The following is a 16,262-nucleotide window of genomic DNA, read 5'->3' on the forward strand; positions in this document are numbered from 1 at the left end:
GATTAACGTACCTTCAGCGTTGCCAGGCCAATCAGCACCAGCATCAGCGAAATAATCCAGAAGCGCACGATGACGCGCGGTTCCGGCCAGCCTTTCAGTTCATAGTGGTGATGGATAGGTGCCATCCGGAAGATGCGCTGACCGCGCAGCTTGAAGGAGCCTACCTGCAGGATCACCGACAGGGTTTCAACCACGAACACACCGCCCATGATCACCAGCAGGAACTCCTGGCGCAGCAGCACGGCGATAATGCCCAGCGCGCCGCCCAGTGCCAGAGAACCGACGTCCCCCATAAAGACCTGCGCCGGGTAGGTGTTGAACCACAGGAAGCCTAAACCTGCGCCGACAATCGCCGTGCAGACGATCACCAGCTCACCGGCGTGACGCAGATAAGGAATATGCAGATAGCTGGCGAAGTTCATGTTGCCGCTCGCCCACGCCACCAGAGCAAAGCCCGCTGCGACAAAGACGGTTGGCATAATGGCCAGGCCATCCAGGCCGTCGGTCAGGTTGACGGCATTGCCGGTACCGACAATCACAAAGTAGGACAAGAGGATGTAGAACAGGCCCAGCTGCGGCATGACATCTTTAAAGAACGGCACCACCAGCTCGGTGGCCGGGGTGTCTTTTCCTGCCAGATAGAGCGCGAAGGCCACGCCCAGGGCAATGACCGACATCCAGAAATATTTCCAGCGGGCGATCAGACCTTTGGTGTCTTTACGCACCACTTTGCGGTAGTCATCAACAAAACCGATAATCCCGTACCCCACCAGTACCACCAGCACGCACCAGACGTACGGGTTTGACGGGTAAGCCCACAGCAGCACCGACACCACAATCGCGGTGAGGATCATAATGCCGCCCATGGTCGGCGTACCGCGTTTACTGAAGTGTGATTCCGGACCGTCGTTACGCACGACCTGGCCGAAAGAGAGTTTTTGCAGACGGGCAATCATGCGCGGACCCATCCACAATGAGATGAACAGCGCAGTCAGCAGGCTGACGATGGCGCGAAACGTCAGATAGGAAAAGACGTTAAAGCCGGAATAATATTTGACCAAATGCTCGGCCAGCCAAACTAACATGTCCCGTTCTCCTGTAAAGCGTGCACGACCTCTTCCATGGCGGCACTGCGTGAACCTTTCACTAAAACTGTCACAATTTGTTGTTCTGCAACCAGTGCCTTAAGGCGAGCGATCAACGCCGCTTTATCGGCAAAATGCTCACCGACGCCGCTGGCCTGGCTGATAAAATTGCTGAGATGTCCCGCGCTTAACACGCGATCGATACCGGAGGCTTTTGCCGCCTCACCCACTTGCTGGTGGCAGGCTTCGCTTTCATCGCCCAGCTCGGCCATATCGCCAACCACCATCACGCGATAGCCAGGCATCTCAGACAGCACCTGTACGGCGGCAGTCATGGAGCCGACGTTGGCGTTGTAGGAGTCGTCCAGCAGCAGTTTGTTTTCCGCCAGCGGGATCGGGAACAGGCGTCCGGGAACGGCTTTCAGGTTTGCCAGCCCGCTTTTGATAGCAGACAGCGGCGCGCCGACGGCCATCGCCAGTGCACTCGCCGCCAGGGCATTGGCGATGTTGTGGCGACCCGGCAGAGGCAGCAGCACCTCCACATTCCCCGTTGGGGTCTGCAACGTAAATTCGGTGCCGTGAGAGGTCACATGAATGTTGTTGGCGGTGAAGTCGCTGTTCGCGGCATTAGGCGAGAAGCGCCAGGTTTTGCGATCCCCGATAACGCTTTGCCAGTTCAGCCAGTCGTTATTATCGGCATTCATAATGGCGATGCCGTTGGCCGGCAGGCCGGTGTAGATCTCGCCCTTCGCTTTTGCCACGCCTTCGAGCGAGCCGAAGCCTTCGAGGTGCGCCGCCGCCAGGTTATTCACCAGCGCCGCTTCCGGTTGCGTCAGGCTAACGGTCCAGGCGATTTCGCCCTGGTGATTGGCCCCCAGTTCGATCACCGCAAACTCATGCTCGCGGGTCAGACGCAGCAGCGTCATCGGTACGCCAATATCGTTGTTCAGATTGCCTGCGGTATAGAGGGTATTGCCACACTGGGTGAGGATGGCGGCCGTCATCTCTTTAACGGACGTTTTACCAGAGGAGCCGGTCAGCGCCACAACGCGCGTCGGAACCTGCTGGCGAACCCATGCCGCCAGTTCACCAAACGCCAGACGGGTATCTTTTACCACCGCCTGCGGCAGGTCGATATCCAGTTTACGGCTTACCAGCAGCGCACCCGCCCCGGCGGCTTTCGCCTGTTCGGCGAAATCGTGGGCATCGAAACGCTCACCCTTAAGCGCCACAAACAGGCAGCCGGGAGTGATTTTACGCGTGTCGGTGGTCACCGCATCGAAACTCATTTCATCGCCGCTGACGTCTGCGCGCAGGAGCGTCGCAAGCTGGCTTAGCGTTACGCTGATCATGCCACCACTCCCAGCAGACGCGCCGCGGTTACACGGTCGGAGTAATCCAGACGGTTGGTGCCGACAATCTGATAATCTTCGTGGCCTTTACCGGCCAGCAGCACCACATCGTTCTCGTTAGCCTGCATGATGGCGTTGGTCACCGCTTCTGCGCGGCCTTCCACCACACGGGCACGGCCCGCATCCAGCATACCGGCCAGAATGTCGTTGATGATGGCGCGCGGCTCTTCGGTGCGCGGGTTGTCATCGGTCACGACCGCGATATCCGCGAACTGTTCAGCAATGGCACCCATCAGCGGACGTTTGCCTTTATCACGATCGCCGCCGCAGCCAAAGACGCACCACAGTTTACCGGCGCAGTGCAGGCGCGCGGCTTCCAGCGCTTTCTCCAGCGCATCCGGCGTGTGGGCATAATCCACCACCACCGTCGGTTTGCCTGGGGCGGTGAAGACTTCCATGCGGCCACAAACCGGCTGCAGGCGCGCGGAGGTACGGAGCAGTTCCGCCAGCGGATAACCCAGCGCCAGCAAGGTCGCGAGGGCCAGCAGTAGATTGCTGACGTTGAACGCCCCCATCAGACGGCTTTCGATTTCGCCCTCGCCCCAGCTCGAGGCAAAGCGAATGGTCGCGCCGCTATCGTGATAGGCCACGTCGGTGGCCTTCAGCCAGCGGCCGTGGCAGTTCGGGTTGATACGATCGGCCATGGAGACCGCAACGGCATCCGGCAGTTTAGCCAGCCAGCGGCGACCCACTTCGTCATCGGCGTTGATGATCGCCTGACCGCAGTGATGCGTGGCATAGAGCTGCCATTTCGCCGCTTCGTAGTTCTCCATGTCGCCGTGGTAGTCGAGGTGATCCCGGCTCAGGTTAGTGAACACAGAGGCGGCAAATTTCAGCGCCGCGACACGGTGCTGTACCAGCCCGTGAGAAGAGACTTCCATCGCCGCAAAGGTCGCACCCTGCCCCGCCAGACCGGCCAGCACGTGCTGTACGTCAACGGCAGAGCCGGTGGTATTTTCCGTTGGGTTCACTTTGCCCAGCAGGCCATTGCCCACGGTACCCATTACCGCGCTGGTTTCACCCAGCAGTTGCGCCCACTGCGCCATCAGCTGCGTGGTGGTGGTTTTACCGTTAGTGCCGGTCACGCCAACCAGACGCAACCGGTCAGAAGGTTCGTTATAAAAACGTCCCGCCAGCGCAGAGAGACGTTCATTCAGCTGGCTGAGATAGATGACCGGCACGCCGTGCATTTCACGGATTTCACCGTCAGTGGCCTCATCTTTTGCCTCAGCAATAATGGCAGCAACACCTTGCGCTATCGCCTGCGGGATATAGCGACGCCCGTCCGCCTGATGACCTACGACTGCCACAAAAAGATCGCCCGAGGCAGCCACACGGCTGTCGAGTACCATCTCTCGCAGTTCTCTCGCAGGTAAGCCTGTTACCCACGGAGCAAGAAGGTCGCGCAAATTACGATCTGCCACCTGTTCCCTCGCCTTGATTAATTACAAATTCACTTTTCTCGCCCGTTGCCAGCGCATCCGGCTCGATGTTCATGGTGCGCAGTACGCCGCCCATGATGGCACCGAAGACCGGCGCGGAAACGGCGCCACCGTAGTATTTACCCGCCTGTGGATCGTTGATGACGACCACCAGCGCAAAACGCGGATTACTCGCAGGCGCAACGCCTGCGGTATATGCAATGTATTTATTGATGTAGCGGCCATCTGGCCCGACTTTTTTCGCCGTACCGGTTTTGATGGCGATGCGATAGCCTTTGATCGCCGCCTTCACGCCGCCGCCGCCGGGCAGCGCCACGCTTTCCATCATGTGAACGACGGTACGGACGATCGATTCCGGGAAGATACGCTCACCGGGAACCGGGGGATCAACTTTGGTAATTGAGAGCGGGCGATAGACGCCATAGCTGCCAATCGTTGCATAGACACGCGCCAACTGTAACGGCGTTACCATTAGCCCGTAGCCGAAAGAGAAGGTGGCCCTCTCTATGTCAGACCACCGTTGTTTTTGAGGATATAAGCCACTGCGTTCTCCGACCAACCCCAAATTGGTCGCCTTTCCCAGCCCAAAACGTGAGTAAGTTTCTACTAACGCTGAGGACGGCATCGCTAACGCCAGCTTAGAAACACCAACGTTACTCGACTTCTGTAAAACCCCGGTGAGGGTCAATTCGCTGTAACGCGCCACGTCTTTGATCTCGTGACCGTTGATGCGGTAAGGCACGGTATTCAGCACGGTATTTTCATTGACGATACCGCGCTGCAGGGCGGTCATCACCACCATCGGTTTCACCGTGGAACCCGGCTCGAAGACGTCGGTGATGGCACGGTTACGCATGGCGTCTTTGGCCGTGCCGGTAAAATTGTTCGGGTTGTAAGACGGGCTGTTGGCCATCGCCAGCACTTCACCGGTGCTGACATCCACCAGCACGGCGCTGCCGGATTCCGCTTTGTTAAAGGCGACGGCGTTATTCAGCTCACGGTAGACCAGCGCCTGTAAACGCTCGTCAATACTCAACGCCAGATTGTGCGCCGCCTGGCTGTCGGTTGAAGAGATATCTTCAATCACGCGACCATAACGGTCTTTACGCACCACGCGCTCGCCCGGTTGACCGGTCAGCCATTTATCGAAACTCTTCTCAACGCCTTCAATCCCCTGGCTGTCGACGTTGGTAAAGCCAATCAGGTGGGCGGTCACTTCCCCGGACGGGTAGTAGCGACGCGACTCTTCACGCAGGTGAATGCCGGGCAGCTTCAGCTTTTTGATGTAGTCGGCCATGTCAGGGTTTACCTGACGCGCCAGATAGATAAAGCGCCCTTTCGGGTTAGCATTGACGCGAGCGGCCAGCTGATCGAGCGGCATTTTCAGCGCATCCGATAGCGCCTTCCAGCGGTTATCCAGTGAGATCCCGCCAGCGTCATGCAGCTCTTTAGGATCCGCCCAGATCGCTTTTACCGGTACGCTGACCGCCAGCGGACGACCAGAACGGTCGGTAATCAGGCCACGCGATGTCGAGACTTCCTGAACGCGCAGAGAGCGCATATCGCCCTGGCGCACCAGCATGTCGGGGGCAATGATCTGCAGCCACGCCACGCGTCCCAGCAGGAAACCCAGCGCCAGTAAAATGCAGCCGCACAGCAACGCAAAACGCCAGCTGATAAAGCTGGCCTGTTCTTCCTGACGTTTTGGTTTTAGCGCCTTCGCCGCGGATTTCATGCGTCGCGTTTTTCCTTATTTTTGTACTACGATATTTTCCTGAGAGGGATCAACATGCTGCATCTGCAGCTTTTCCGTTGCGATCCGTTCCACCCGGCTGTGATCGCCGAGCGCATTTTCTTCGAGGATCAGATTTCGCCACTCGATATCCAGCGCATCACGCTCCAGCACCAGCTGTTCGCGCTGCGCCGTTAACAAACGGGTATGGTGAGCGGTGGTCACAACGGTGACCGCCGACACAATGATGCAAATAAACAGGCACAGTGGCAGCTTGCCGAAACGCAACAGATCGTCCCAGATCACGCCCGGCAACGCATGACGCTCGTTGCTGCCTAACGTCTCTTTGACCTTGCTTAAGGTGCCTGCCACTTTGCCGATCATGCACTCGTCCTTTCTGCAATGCGCAGCACTGAACTACGGGCGCGGGGATTCTCTTCCACTTCTGCCTCGCCCGGCATTAACTTGCCCAATGCGCGCAGCTGACGGCCCCCCAGCTTTTTGAGCTGCTCTTCCGTCATCGGTAACCCGGCCGGCACCTGCGGACCACGGCTTTGCTCGCGCATAAAACGCTTCACGATGCGATCTTCCAGCGAGTGGAAGCTGATAATCGACAGGCGACCACCCGGCGCGAGTACGCCAAGCGAACTTTTCAGCGCCTGCTCGATCTCCTCGAGCTCGCTGTTCACCCAGATGCGAATTGCCTGGAAAGTACGGGTGGCGGGATGTTTGTACTTATCCTTCACCGGCGTTGCCGCCGCGATCACTTCAGCCAGCTCTTTGGTACGGGTCATCGGCTCAATGCGGTTGCGCTCAACGATGGCGCGCGCGATACGCTTGCCAAAACGCTCTTCGCCGAAGGTTTTGATCACCCAGGCGATATCCGCTTCATCAGCCGTTTGCAGCCACTCGGCGGCGGACTGGCCGCGCGTCGGATCCATACGCATATCCAGCGGACCGTCGCGCATAAAGGAGAAGCCACGTTCAGCATCATCAAGCTGCGGTGAGGAGACGCCAAGATCGAGAAGAATGCCGTCGATCTTGCCGGTTAAATCGCGCTCGCTGACGTAATCAGCCAGCGCGGAGAAAGGACCATGAACGATAGAAAAGCGTGGGTCATCAATAGTTTTTGCCACCGCAATCGCCTGCGGATCGCGATCGATCGCCAGCAAACGGCCTTCCGCGCCCAGTTGGGAGAGGATTAAACGTGAGTGGCCACCCCGGCCAAAAGTGCCATCAATATAGATGCCATCAGGACGAATATTCAGGCCATTGACGGCCTCATCCAGTAGCACCGTCGTATGTTTATAATTTTCCATCATATTTATAGAGACAAATCCTGCAATCGTTCCGACAATGTCGCGGAATCAGACTGCTCAGCGTCGATATCTTCCTTGACCCGTTGATACCAGGCCGTTTCATCCCACAGTTCAAACTTATTGAACTGTCCGACCAGCATCACTTCTTTTGTCAGACCCGCATGCTGCCGCAGCACTGGCGCAATCAATAAACGCCCCGCGCTATCCATCTGACATTCACTGGCATGACCCAATAACAGCCGCTGTACGCGACGCTCCTGCGGGTTCATGCTCGACAGTCGAGACAGCTTTTGCTCAATGATTTCCCATTCAGGCAAGGGGTAAAGCAGCAGGCAGGCGTGGTTGATGTCAATGGTGCAGACCATTTGACCAGAAGCGCTCTCGTTCAGCTGGTCGCGATATCGGGTTGGTACCGACAAACGCCCTTTGCTGTCGAGATTGACTAACGTCGCTCCACGGAACATGCCAGTCTCACCCCTCCTCACCACTTTTACCCACAAATTCCCACTTAAGGGAGTTTACGGAGCGATGGAAAAGCTTGTCAAGCCAGGACTTCCGCGACATCAGTCTAAATGTTACTGATTTACGAACGGAAGTTAATCAGGCTATTAACCGTACAACTGGCGAGGCAAAATTAACGTGATGAATATTTGTGAGAAAAAACTCGAATATGCAGACCAGCGTTAAAAATCACTCATCTCGCCGCAACCAAATATAAAGTGTCAGTTTGCGACGCGGGCGGCATTTTAAGCCATATCGTCAGGGGTGAACAGCGCCAGATTCAACGCTGACGCCGCGTCGAACGCTGGCAAGCGGATGGCGACAAATTTGCGGGGTAAAAATGGCTGATAATTCAGCAATGATGATCGGTTGTGTAACAAAATAATACAAATAATCTCATTAATGACAATTAAATAAACATGAAAAGAAATTTTAAATAGCAAAGTGAAATAAAAAGGCGCTCAGGCGATACTTTTTAAAGAATTATCTTAAAAAGAGTAGGGGAATTGCTGAGTGGATAAATGCAATAAATTCAGGGCAGTTTCCACTGCCCTGCGTCCCTTATGACCGGCTCAATATGCCGCGACGATAGAGGTTACGACGGATGCGCGTCAGCCCCGGTTTAGGCTTACGCGGCTCATCGAGACTCGCCAGCACAATCTCCAGCACCCGCTCTGCCACGTCACGATGACGCTGGGCGACTGCCAGCACCGGACACTGCAGGAAATCGAGCAGTTCGTGATCGCCAAAGGTCGCAATTGCCAGATTGGAAGGCAGCTTACCTTCGCGGCGCAGCGTCACGTCCATCACTCCCTGCAACAGGGCAAAAGAGGTGGTGAACAGCGCCTGCGGCATCGGATGAGTTTCCAGCCACTTCTCAAACAGCTGCGCCGAGGCTTCGCGCTCGTAGCTATTGGCATAGAGGAAATCCACTTTACGGGGATCGTCTTTCCAGGCGGTGCGGAAACCCTGCTCGCGCAGGAAGCTCACGGAGAGTTCCGGCAACGCCCCCAGGTAAAGGACATTTTCCGCCGGGAAGGTGCGCAGCTCCGCCGCCAGCATTTCAGCATCGTCCTGATCGGCACCGACTACGCTAGTGAAATGCTCGCGATCTAACGCACGGTCGAGGGCGACAATCGGGAATGAATCATTGGCCCAGCGCTGATAGAAAGGATGCTCCGGGGGTAACGAGGTTGAAACGATAATGGCATCGACCTGACGCTGGAGCAGATGTTCAATGCAACGCATTTCGTTATCGGGCTGATCTTCTGAGCAGGCGATCAACAGTTGATAGCCGCGCTGACGCGCCTGGCGCTCAAGATAGTTTGCGATCCGGGTGTAACTGGTGTTTTCCAGATCCGGGATCACCAGGCCGATCGAACGGGTGCGTCCGGCACGCAGGCCCGCGGCGACAGCATTGGGATGGTAGTTATGTTCACGAACCACTGCCATGACTTTCTCAACGGTCTTGTCGCTGACCCGATACTGCTTCGCTTTACCGTTAATCACATAGCTTGCCGTAGTTCGTGACACGCCGGCGAGCCTGGCGATTTCATCCAGTTTCACAATTGCCCCTTAAAAAATATAAAAGAGTCCATGACCTTGTCAGGGTTATGACTTAATCTTGTAACATCTAAACGCAGAATAGTCTGTGCGGCAACCGCTTTTGTCGCGACTCCGGCATCGGTGCGCAAAAAAAAGCCCGGTAAATCGCACCGGGCAATAGAGAGGCGAACTTTTTATCTTTAACGCATCACTTTGTCACCGCGGGAAAGTCCCACAACGCCTGAACGCGCCACTTCGACAATTTTTGCCACATCCCGCACCGAGGCGAGGAAAGCATCCAGCTTATCGCTGGTGCCAGCAAGTTGAACGGTGTAGATAGAGGGGGTGACATCAATGATCTGCCCGCGGAAGATATCCGCATTGCGTTTCACCTCTTCACGCCCATAACCGGTGGCCTGAATTTTCACCAGCATAATCTCACGTTCAACATAGGCTCCCTGCCCCAGCTCGCTGACGCGCAAGACATCCACCAGTTTATGCAGCTGCTTTTCGATCTGCTCCAGCACCTTGGCATCGCCCACCGTCTGGATGGTCATGCGGGAAAGCGTGGGATCGTCCGTCGGCGCTACCGTCAGGCTTTCAATATTGTAGCCACGCTGTGCAAAGAGCCCAATCACGCGCGACAGCGCACCGGACTCGTTTTCCAGTAATACAGATAATATCCGGCGCATCAGGTTCTCTCCGTTTTGCTTAACCACATTTCATCCATACCGCCGCCGCGAATATGCATCGGATAAACATGCTCGGTGCCATCCACAACCACATCGACAAAGACCAGGCGGTTATTTTTAACGTGCTCAAGGGCTTCACTGAGCTTCGCTTCCAGCTCTGCCGGATGACTGACACGCATACCAATGTGGCCGTAAGCCTCTGCCAGACGCACAAAATCCGGCAATGAATTCATATAGGATTGCGAATGGCGACCGGAATAGATCATATCCTGCCACTGCTTCACCATCCCCAGATAGCCGTTATTCAGATTGAGCACCAGCACCGGCAGTTCGTACTGCAGCGCGGTGGAGAGTTCCTGAATATTCATCTGGATACTGCCATCGCCGGTCACGCAAACCACTGTCTCTTCCGGTAATGCCAGCTTCACGCCCAGCGCGGCAGGCAGGCCAAAGCCCATAGTGCCCAGACCACCGGAGTTGATCCAACGACGTGGCTTATCAAACGGGTAATAGAGGGCGGCAAACATCTGGTGCTGGCCGACATCCGAGGTCACATAAGCGTCGCCTTTGGTCAGCTGCCAGAGCGTTTCGATCACCGCCTGCGGCTTAATGTTCTCACTTTGGGTATCGTATTTCAGGCACTGACGCGCACGCCACTGCTCAATCTGCAGCCACCAGTCACGAATCTCATCCAGCGGCTGAGCATAATTTTCCTGCGCCAGCAGCTCCAGCATCTGATCCAGCACATGACGCGCATCGCCCACAATGGGCACATCCGCCGGCACGGTTTTGGAAATCGAGGTGGGATCGATATCAATGTGCAGCACCGTGGCATCAGGGCAATATTTCGCCAGGTTATTGGTGGTGCGATCGTCAAAGCGCACCCCAACGGCAAAAATGACATCGGAGTTATGCATCGTCATATTGGCTTCATATGTGCCGTGCATACCGAGCATGCCAAGCGCCTGTCGATGGGTGGCTGGAAACGCCCCGAGCCCCATTAATGAAGAGGCCACCGGCAGGTTCAGCTTTTCGATAAGCGCGCGCAGCTGTGCTTCACACTGGGCGTTCACCGCCCCGCCGCCAACATAGACCACCGGCTTTTTAGCCGCCATCAGGGTTTGCAGGGCGCGCTTAATCTGTCCCTTATGTCCCTGGGTCGTGGGGTTATACGAACGCATGCTGACCGACTCCGGCCAGACATAAGGCAATTTATTGGCCGGGTTGAGAATATCTTTCGGAAGGTCAACTACCACCGGCCCGGGACGCCCGCTGGCCGCCAGCCAGAAGGCCTTTTTGAGCACGCCCGGAATATCTTCCGTCTGCTTGACCAGGAAACTGTGTTTCACTACCGGACGGGAGATGCCGACCATGTCACACTCCTGAAAGGCATCATAGCCAATCAGCGAGGTTGCAACCTGACCGGAGAGCACCACCATTGGAATGGAGTCCATATAGGCGGTGGCGATACCCGTAATGGCGTTCGTCGCGCCAGGACCGGATGTTACCAGCACGACCCCCACCTCACCTGTCGCGCGTGCCAGTCCATCAGCCATATGCACGGCAGCTTGCTCATGACGCACCAGGACGTGATCGATACCGCCAACGGTATGTAGTGCGTCATAAATATCGAGGACCGCGCCTCCCGGGTAACCGAACACTTGCTTCACGCCCTGATCGATTAACGATCGGACGACCATTTCGGCGCCAGACAACATCTCCATGATTTGCCTCCAGGCTTATCGTTTCAGACGGACAGGAGAAATATGCACTGCGCCGTCTTTTTTGTCAGGGTTACCCCTGGCGATTTTTATTGTGCAGAGTGACAGTTACCATAACCGCTAGCCGTGAGGCAGGCAATTAGCAAACCTCGGCTGGCGCGGGATCCCAAAAGAAGAAAGATAAGGTATTAATAATTGTTATGGATAAATCTACTGCGAGAACGGGAGGGAGTGAGCGTTCATCATTTAAAAAGGCGGCGCCACAGTAATTCATCCATTTTTACGGCCAGGAAAAGGCAATGAAAATATCTTCAGCAGAATAATATTTCAGAAACGATAAGAAAGTCAGGATAAATAGCAATAACACTGAAATTTATCCTGACCGCATTTATCGCCGGCAGACGTTAACCAGCAGCTCTTCCATCCACTGATGGCCTTTATCGCGACCGGCTGCTTCATGCCATGAGAGATAGCAGGTGCGTGAGTTAAGGTTCAGCGGCAACACCATAATTCGCAGGTTCAACGGATCGGCAAACTCTTCAGCCAGCCAGCGCGGGGCGATGGCAACCAGGTGAGTTTGCGAGACAACATTTAATACGCTGACCATTGCCATCCCCTGATAGGCTACACAGGCCTGCTTATCTGGCGTGTCGTACCACGGCTGGCTAAAAGAGGCGTAGCGATCGAGGGCAACAACCGCATGCTGTTCGCGATAAATATCGCTCTCCTGCAACATACCATTAAGGCGCGGATGCGCTTTGCTGGTAACCAGTACCATTTCGTCCTTAAATAATGGTACGCAAGAAAATTCGGGGCGACGAAATTCTTCGTAGCCAATAACAAACTCCGTCTCCTGATATCGCAGCTGATGTTCCGTATTCTGGTTAAGGGATGACTTGAAAACCAAATGTATATTGGGCGCAACTTCCTCGACTTTATTATAAATAAGTGAGGTCAGATAATTATCCAGAGGGCTGCAAACGCACAGATGGAAAACACGCTCGCTGCTGCTTGAATCAAACCCGGAGCCCGGAAGTTCATTCTGCACAAGCTGAAGCGCCTGACGTACCGATGCAAACAGCTGATAGGCACGGGCAGTAGGCTGGATACCGCGGCCATAACGAACGAATAACTCGTCATTAAACATAACCTTGAGTCTTGCAACGGCATTACTGACAGCGGGCTGAGACATTCCCAGCGACTGGGCGGCACGCGTAATATTTTGTTCCTGCATGACCGCATCGAAAACCGTTAAAAGATTCAGGTCCACCGTACGGAGCTGTGGTTTTGCCCCCTCTGACACAGACGATTTTTCGCTACTTTCTTCACACATACCCTGCTCCACTGTCACGCTGAACTCCTTTCCTCGTGTGTAACAATAAATTTAGAAAATATGATTTATCACGCATATAAAACAAGCTAAAGAGAAATGTTACAAATTAGGAATATATAAATACCCGCCAGCCGTGACAGGGCTCAGGCATAAGATAAGAAAACATGCTTAAAAAAGCGAGAAAGCATATCGATTAGTTTATATTGCGAATGAAACCATAGATCTCACAAATAAACAATATGGCATTTCGTTAAGGCCTATTTAAGTTTTAATGAAATATTAACAGTGACTTAATTAAATTAGTTAACATTCTCTTATCAGACCAATCACCTTCTAACCTGCAACACCCAAATTATTATGGTAACGTGATGAAAGTTAAGGAATTCAAAACGCTGGCTTATTATTCCTGGATTTTAAACAATTGCAATAAAGTATATGCAAACGATTCAACTGATAAATTCGCACACATAACTCAGAATAAGAAAATGGCAAAAAAGGGAAAAACCAGCACAATAAGCTAATTCTTTCTGCCCGGGTCGCGAAGGCGAAGAGGCGTTTTCGCCTGGCAGGGGTTGACATCATTCCGCGTATCCAGTACCACTAAAAGCATATCTTATTTATCTGGAGCTTGATTCATGATTCGCAGCATTCGTTTCACCGGTCTACTACTACTAAACGCATCCACTGTGCGCGGTAGACTGGCGGGCGAAATTCAGCGTTGAATCGTTCTCTGGTTAAGACAAAAAACCCGCGCCACTGCGCGGGTTTTTTTATGCTCGTAGCAAGGCGCCCAAATTCAGACAAGGACCTAACCCATGAGCCAGCAAGTCATTATTTTCGATACGACCTTACGTGACGGTGAACAAGCATTACAGGCAAGCCTGAGCGTTAAAGAGAAATTGCAGATTGCTCTGGCCCTTGAACGTATGGGCGTAGACGTAATGGAAGTAGGCTTCCCGGTCTCTTCCCCGGGGGATTTTGAATCCGTTCAGACCATCGCCCGCAGCGTAAAAAACAGCCGTGTGTGCGCCCTGGCTCGCTGCGTCGAGAAAGATATTGATGTGGCCGCCGAGTCGCTGAAGGTCGCCGAAGCCTTCCGTATTCACACCTTTATTGCTACCTCGCCGATGCATATCGCCACCAAGCTGCGCAGCACCCTGGATGAGGTGATCGAGCGCGCCATCTATATGGTGAAACGCGCCCGCAATTATACTGACGACGTTGAGTTCTCCTGTGAAGATGCAGGCCGCACGCCGATTGAGGATCTGGCCCGTGTGGTTGAAGCGGCCATCCGTGCCGGTGCCACCACTATCAACATCCCGGACACCGTCGGCTACACCATGCCGTTCGAGTTCTCCAGGATCATTACTGGCCTGTATGAGCGTGTGCCGAATATTGATAAAGCGATTATCTCCGTTCACACCCACGACGATTTAGGCCTGGCTGTCGGCAATGCCATTGCCGCGGTCCACGCCGGGGCGCGTCAGGTTGAAGGTGCCATGAACGGTATCGGTGAGCGCGCCGGCAACTGTTCACTGGAAGAGGTGATCATGGCGATCAAGGTGCGCAAGGACATCATGGATGTGCATACCCGCATCAATCACCAGGAGATCTGGCGCACCAGCCAGACCGTGAGCCAGATCTGCAACATGCCGATCCCAGCGAACAAAGCGATTGTCGGCACCGGTGCCTTCGCTCACTCCTCCGGTATTCACCAGGACGGCGTGCTGAAGAACCGCGAAAACTACGAAATCATGACCCCGGAATCGATCGGTCTGAATCAGGTGCAGCTGAACCTGACCTCCCGCTCTGGCCGCGCGGCGGTTAAACACCGCATGGAAGAGATGGGCTATAAAGAGACCGACTACAACATGGATCATCTGTATGACGCCTTCCTGAAGCTGGCCGATAAAAAAGGCCAGGTATTTGACTACGACCTGGAAGCGCTGGCGTTTATCAACAAGCAGCAGGAAGAGCCAGAGCATTTCCGTCTGGACTACTTCAGCGTGCAGTCGGGTTCAAGCGACATCGCGACCGCCTCCGTCAAGCTGGCCTGCGGCGACGAGATCAAAGCCGAAGCGGCCAACGGCAACGGTCCGGTAGATGCCATCTACCAGGCCATTAACCGCGTCACGGAATATGACGTTGAGCTGGTGAAATATGACCTGACGGCGAAAGGCCAGGGCAAAAACGCGCTGGGCCAGGTAGACATCGTGGTCAACTATAACGGCCGCCGCTTCCACGGCGTGGGCCTGGCGACCGATATCGTCGAATCCTCCGCCAAAGCGATGGTTCACGTCCTGAACAATATCTGGCGCGCCGCGGAAGTCGAAAAAGAGTTGCAACGCAAAGCTCAGAATAAAGAGAACAATAAGGAAACCGTGTAATGTCGAAGAATTACCATATTGCTGTGTTACCGGGCGACGGAATTGGTCCCGAAGTTATGGCACAGGCGCTGAAGGTGCTGGACGCTGTCCGCACCCGTTTTGCGATGAAAATTACCACCAGCCACTACGATGTAGGCGGTATCGCGATCGATAACCACGGTACGCCGTTGCCGCAGGCAACCGTGACCGGCTGTGAGAATGCCGACGCGGTCCTGTTCGGCTCCGTAGGCGGCCCGAAATGGGAACATCTGCCACCGGCCGAGCAGCCAGAGCGCGGGGCGCTGCTGCCACTGCGTAAACACTTCAAGCTGTTCAGCAACCTGCGTCCGGCCAAACTCTATCAGGGGCTGGAAGAGTTCTGTCCGCTGCGCGCCGATATCGCCGCCAACGGCTTCGACATTCTGTGCGTCCGTGAGTTGACCGGCGGTATCTACTTTGGTCAGCCGAAAGGCCGCGAAGGCAGCGGCCAGCACGAAAAAGCGTTCGATACCGAGGTGTATCACCGTTTTGAGATTGAACGTATCGCCCGTATCGCGTTCGAATCTGCCCGCAAACGCGGCCATAAAGTGACCTCGATTGATAAAGCTAACGTGCTGCAATCCTCCATCCTGTGGCGCGAAATCGTTAACGAGATTGCTCAGGCGTATCCGGACGTTCAGCTGGCGCATATGTACATCGACAATGCCACCATGCAGCTGATTAAAGATCCGTCCCAGTTTGACGTCCTGCTCTGTTCCAACCTGTTCGGGGACATTCTCTCTGACGAGTGCGCGATGATCACCGGCTCCATGGGGATGCTGCCGTCCGCCAGCCTGAACGAAGAAGGTTTTGGCCTGTACGAACCGGCTGGCGGATCCGCACCGGATATCGCGGGTAAAAACATCGCCAACCCGATCGCGCAGATCCTCTCTCTGGCGCTGCTTTTGCGCTACAGCCTGGATGCTAACGAGGCAGCTACCGCGATCGAAAACGCCATCAACCGCGCCCTGGAAGAGGGTGTGCGCACCGGCGATTTAGCCCGCGGCAACGCGGCGGTCAGTACTGAAGAAATGGGCGATATCATTGCCCGCTATGTCGCTGAAGGGGTGTAATC

General features: G+C 54.9%; 14 protein-coding genes. 3 read left to right on the top strand and 11 right to left on the bottom strand.

Annotated elements, in window-relative coordinates:
* Positions 1-2: 2 nt before the first annotated feature.
* From mraY to leuO, 11 genes are all read right to left on the bottom strand, one after another.
* Positions 3-1,085, bottom strand: a complete 1,083-nt coding sequence (gene mraY / locus B3X29_RS02260) for a phospho-N-acetylmuramoyl-pentapeptide-transferase (protein ID WP_103178268.1) — start codon at positions 1,083-1,085, stop codon at positions 3-5.
* The gene (gene murF, locus B3X29_RS02265) at positions 1,079-2,437 is read right to left on the bottom strand and encodes a UDP-N-acetylmuramoyl-tripeptide--D-alanyl-D-alanine ligase (RefSeq protein WP_159339986.1); all 1,359 of its coding nucleotides are present in this window, start codon (positions 2,435-2,437) and stop codon (positions 1,079-1,081) included. The genes mraY and murF overlap by 7 nt, the downstream gene beginning before the upstream one ends.
* Entirely contained in the window at positions 2,434-3,921 is a 1,488-nt protein-coding gene (murE, locus tag B3X29_RS02270; RefSeq protein WP_159339987.1) for a UDP-N-acetylmuramoyl-L-alanyl-D-glutamate--2,6-diaminopimelate ligase, read from the bottom strand. The genes murF and murE overlap by 4 nt, the downstream gene beginning before the upstream one ends.
* The gene (locus tag B3X29_RS02275) at positions 3,908-5,674 is read right to left on the bottom strand and encodes a peptidoglycan glycosyltransferase FtsI (RefSeq protein ID WP_114315899.1); all 1,767 of its coding nucleotides are present in this window, start codon (positions 5,672-5,674) and stop codon (positions 3,908-3,910) included. Before B3X29_RS02275 ends, murE begins: the two co-directional genes overlap by 14 nt.
* A gap of 15 nt (positions 5,675-5,689) precedes the next feature.
* On the bottom strand, positions 5,690-6,055 hold the full coding sequence (gene ftsL / locus B3X29_RS02280; RefSeq protein WP_103178264.1) for a cell division protein FtsL: 366 nt from the start codon (positions 6,053-6,055) through the stop codon (positions 5,690-5,692).
* Complete coding sequence (gene rsmH, locus B3X29_RS02285; protein WP_103178263.1) at positions 6,052-6,993, bottom strand: 16S rRNA (cytosine(1402)-N(4))-methyltransferase RsmH; 942 nt, start codon at positions 6,991-6,993, stop codon at positions 6,052-6,054. Before rsmH ends, ftsL begins: the two co-directional genes overlap by 4 nt.
* Positions 6,994-6,995: 2 nt before the next feature.
* On the bottom strand, positions 6,996-7,454 hold the full coding sequence (mraZ, locus tag B3X29_RS02290) for a division/cell wall cluster transcriptional repressor MraZ (protein ID WP_103178262.1): 459 nt from the start codon (positions 7,452-7,454) through the stop codon (positions 6,996-6,998).
* Positions 7,455-8,052: 598 nt separating this feature from the next.
* Positions 8,053-9,057: a catabolite repressor/activator gene (cra, locus tag B3X29_RS02295; RefSeq protein ID WP_103178261.1), complete on the bottom strand. Its 1,005-nt coding sequence runs from the start codon at positions 9,055-9,057 to the stop codon at positions 8,053-8,055.
* A gap of 179 nt (positions 9,058-9,236) precedes the next feature.
* Positions 9,237-9,728, bottom strand: a complete 492-nt coding sequence (gene ilvN / locus B3X29_RS02300; protein WP_032616525.1) for an acetolactate synthase small subunit — start codon at positions 9,726-9,728, stop codon at positions 9,237-9,239.
* A complete protein-coding gene (gene ilvI, locus B3X29_RS02305; protein WP_159339988.1) occupies positions 9,728-11,452 on the bottom strand; it encodes an acetolactate synthase 3 large subunit in 1,725 nt (574 codons plus the stop codon). Before ilvI ends, ilvN begins: the two co-directional genes overlap by 1 nt.
* 385 nt (positions 11,453-11,837) lie before the next feature.
* A complete protein-coding gene (gene leuO / locus B3X29_RS02310) occupies positions 11,838-12,782 on the bottom strand; it encodes a transcriptional regulator LeuO (RefSeq protein ID WP_103178259.1) in 945 nt (314 codons plus the stop codon).
* A 635-nt stretch (positions 12,783-13,417) separates the two neighbouring features.
* Here leuO and leuL point away from each other — a divergent pair.
* The 3 genes from leuL (at position 13,418) to leuB (ending at position 16,260) form a co-directional block, all read left to right on the top strand.
* Entirely contained in the window at positions 13,418-13,504 is an 87-nt protein-coding gene (leuL, locus tag B3X29_RS22560; protein ID WP_103178258.1) for a leu operon leader peptide, read from the top strand.
* Between the two features lie 93 nt (positions 13,505-13,597).
* Positions 13,598-15,169 carry a 2-isopropylmalate synthase gene (leuA, locus tag B3X29_RS02315; protein WP_103178257.1) on the top strand — a complete coding sequence of 524 codons (1,572 nt, stop codon included), beginning with the start codon at positions 13,598-13,600 and terminating at the stop codon, positions 15,167-15,169.
* Positions 15,169-16,260, top strand: coding sequence for a 3-isopropylmalate dehydrogenase (gene leuB, locus B3X29_RS02320; RefSeq protein ID WP_103178256.1), 1,092 nt, complete (start codon positions 15,169-15,171; stop codon positions 16,258-16,260). Before leuA ends, leuB begins: the two co-directional genes overlap by 1 nt.
* The last annotated feature ends 2 nt before the right edge of the window (positions 16,261-16,262 follow it).

Source organism: Leclercia sp. UBA5076 (assembly GCF_002416465.1).
GTDB lineage: Bacteria > Pseudomonadota > Gammaproteobacteria > Enterobacterales > Enterobacteriaceae > Enterobacter.

What these genes read in the sequence shown, in the direction of transcription:
- mraY (WP_103178268.1), bottom strand. Translation starts at nt 1,085, where the DNA reads ATGTTAGTTTGGCTGGCCGAGCATTTGGTCAAATATTATTCCGGCTTT.
- murF (WP_159339986.1), bottom strand. Translation starts at nt 2,437, where the DNA reads ATGATCAGCGTAACGCTAAGCCAGCTTGCGACGCTCCTGCGCGCAGAC.
- B3X29_RS02275 (WP_114315899.1), bottom strand. Translation starts at nt 5,674, where the DNA reads ATGAAATCCGCGGCGAAGGCGCTAAAACCAAAACGTCAGGAAGAACAG.
- ftsL (WP_103178264.1), bottom strand. Translation starts at nt 6,055, where the DNA reads ATGATCGGCAAAGTGGCAGGCACCTTAAGCAAGGTCAAAGAGACGTTA.
- rsmH (WP_103178263.1), bottom strand. Translation starts at nt 6,993, where the DNA reads ATGATGGAAAATTATAAACATACGACGGTGCTACTGGATGAGGCCGTC.
- mraZ (WP_103178262.1), bottom strand. Translation starts at nt 7,454, where the DNA reads ATGTTCCGTGGAGCGACGTTAGTCAATCTCGACAGCAAAGGGCGTTTG.
- ilvN (WP_032616525.1), bottom strand. Translation starts at nt 9,728, where the DNA reads ATGCGCCGGATATTATCTGTATTACTGGAAAACGAGTCCGGTGCGCTG.
- ilvI (WP_159339988.1), bottom strand. Translation starts at nt 11,452, where the DNA reads ATGGAGATGTTGTCTGGCGCCGAAATGGTCGTCCGATCGTTAATCGAT.
- leuO (WP_103178259.1), bottom strand. Translation starts at nt 12,782, where the DNA reads ATGTGTGAAGAAAGTAGCGAAAAATCGTCTGTGTCAGAGGGGGCAAAA.
- leuL (WP_103178258.1), top strand. Translation starts at nt 13,418, where the DNA reads ATGATTCGCAGCATTCGTTTCACCGGTCTACTACTACTAAACGCATCC.
- leuA (WP_103178257.1), top strand. Translation starts at nt 13,598, where the DNA reads ATGAGCCAGCAAGTCATTATTTTCGATACGACCTTACGTGACGGTGAA.
- leuB (WP_103178256.1), top strand. Translation starts at nt 15,169, where the DNA reads ATGTCGAAGAATTACCATATTGCTGTGTTACCGGGCGACGGAATTGGT.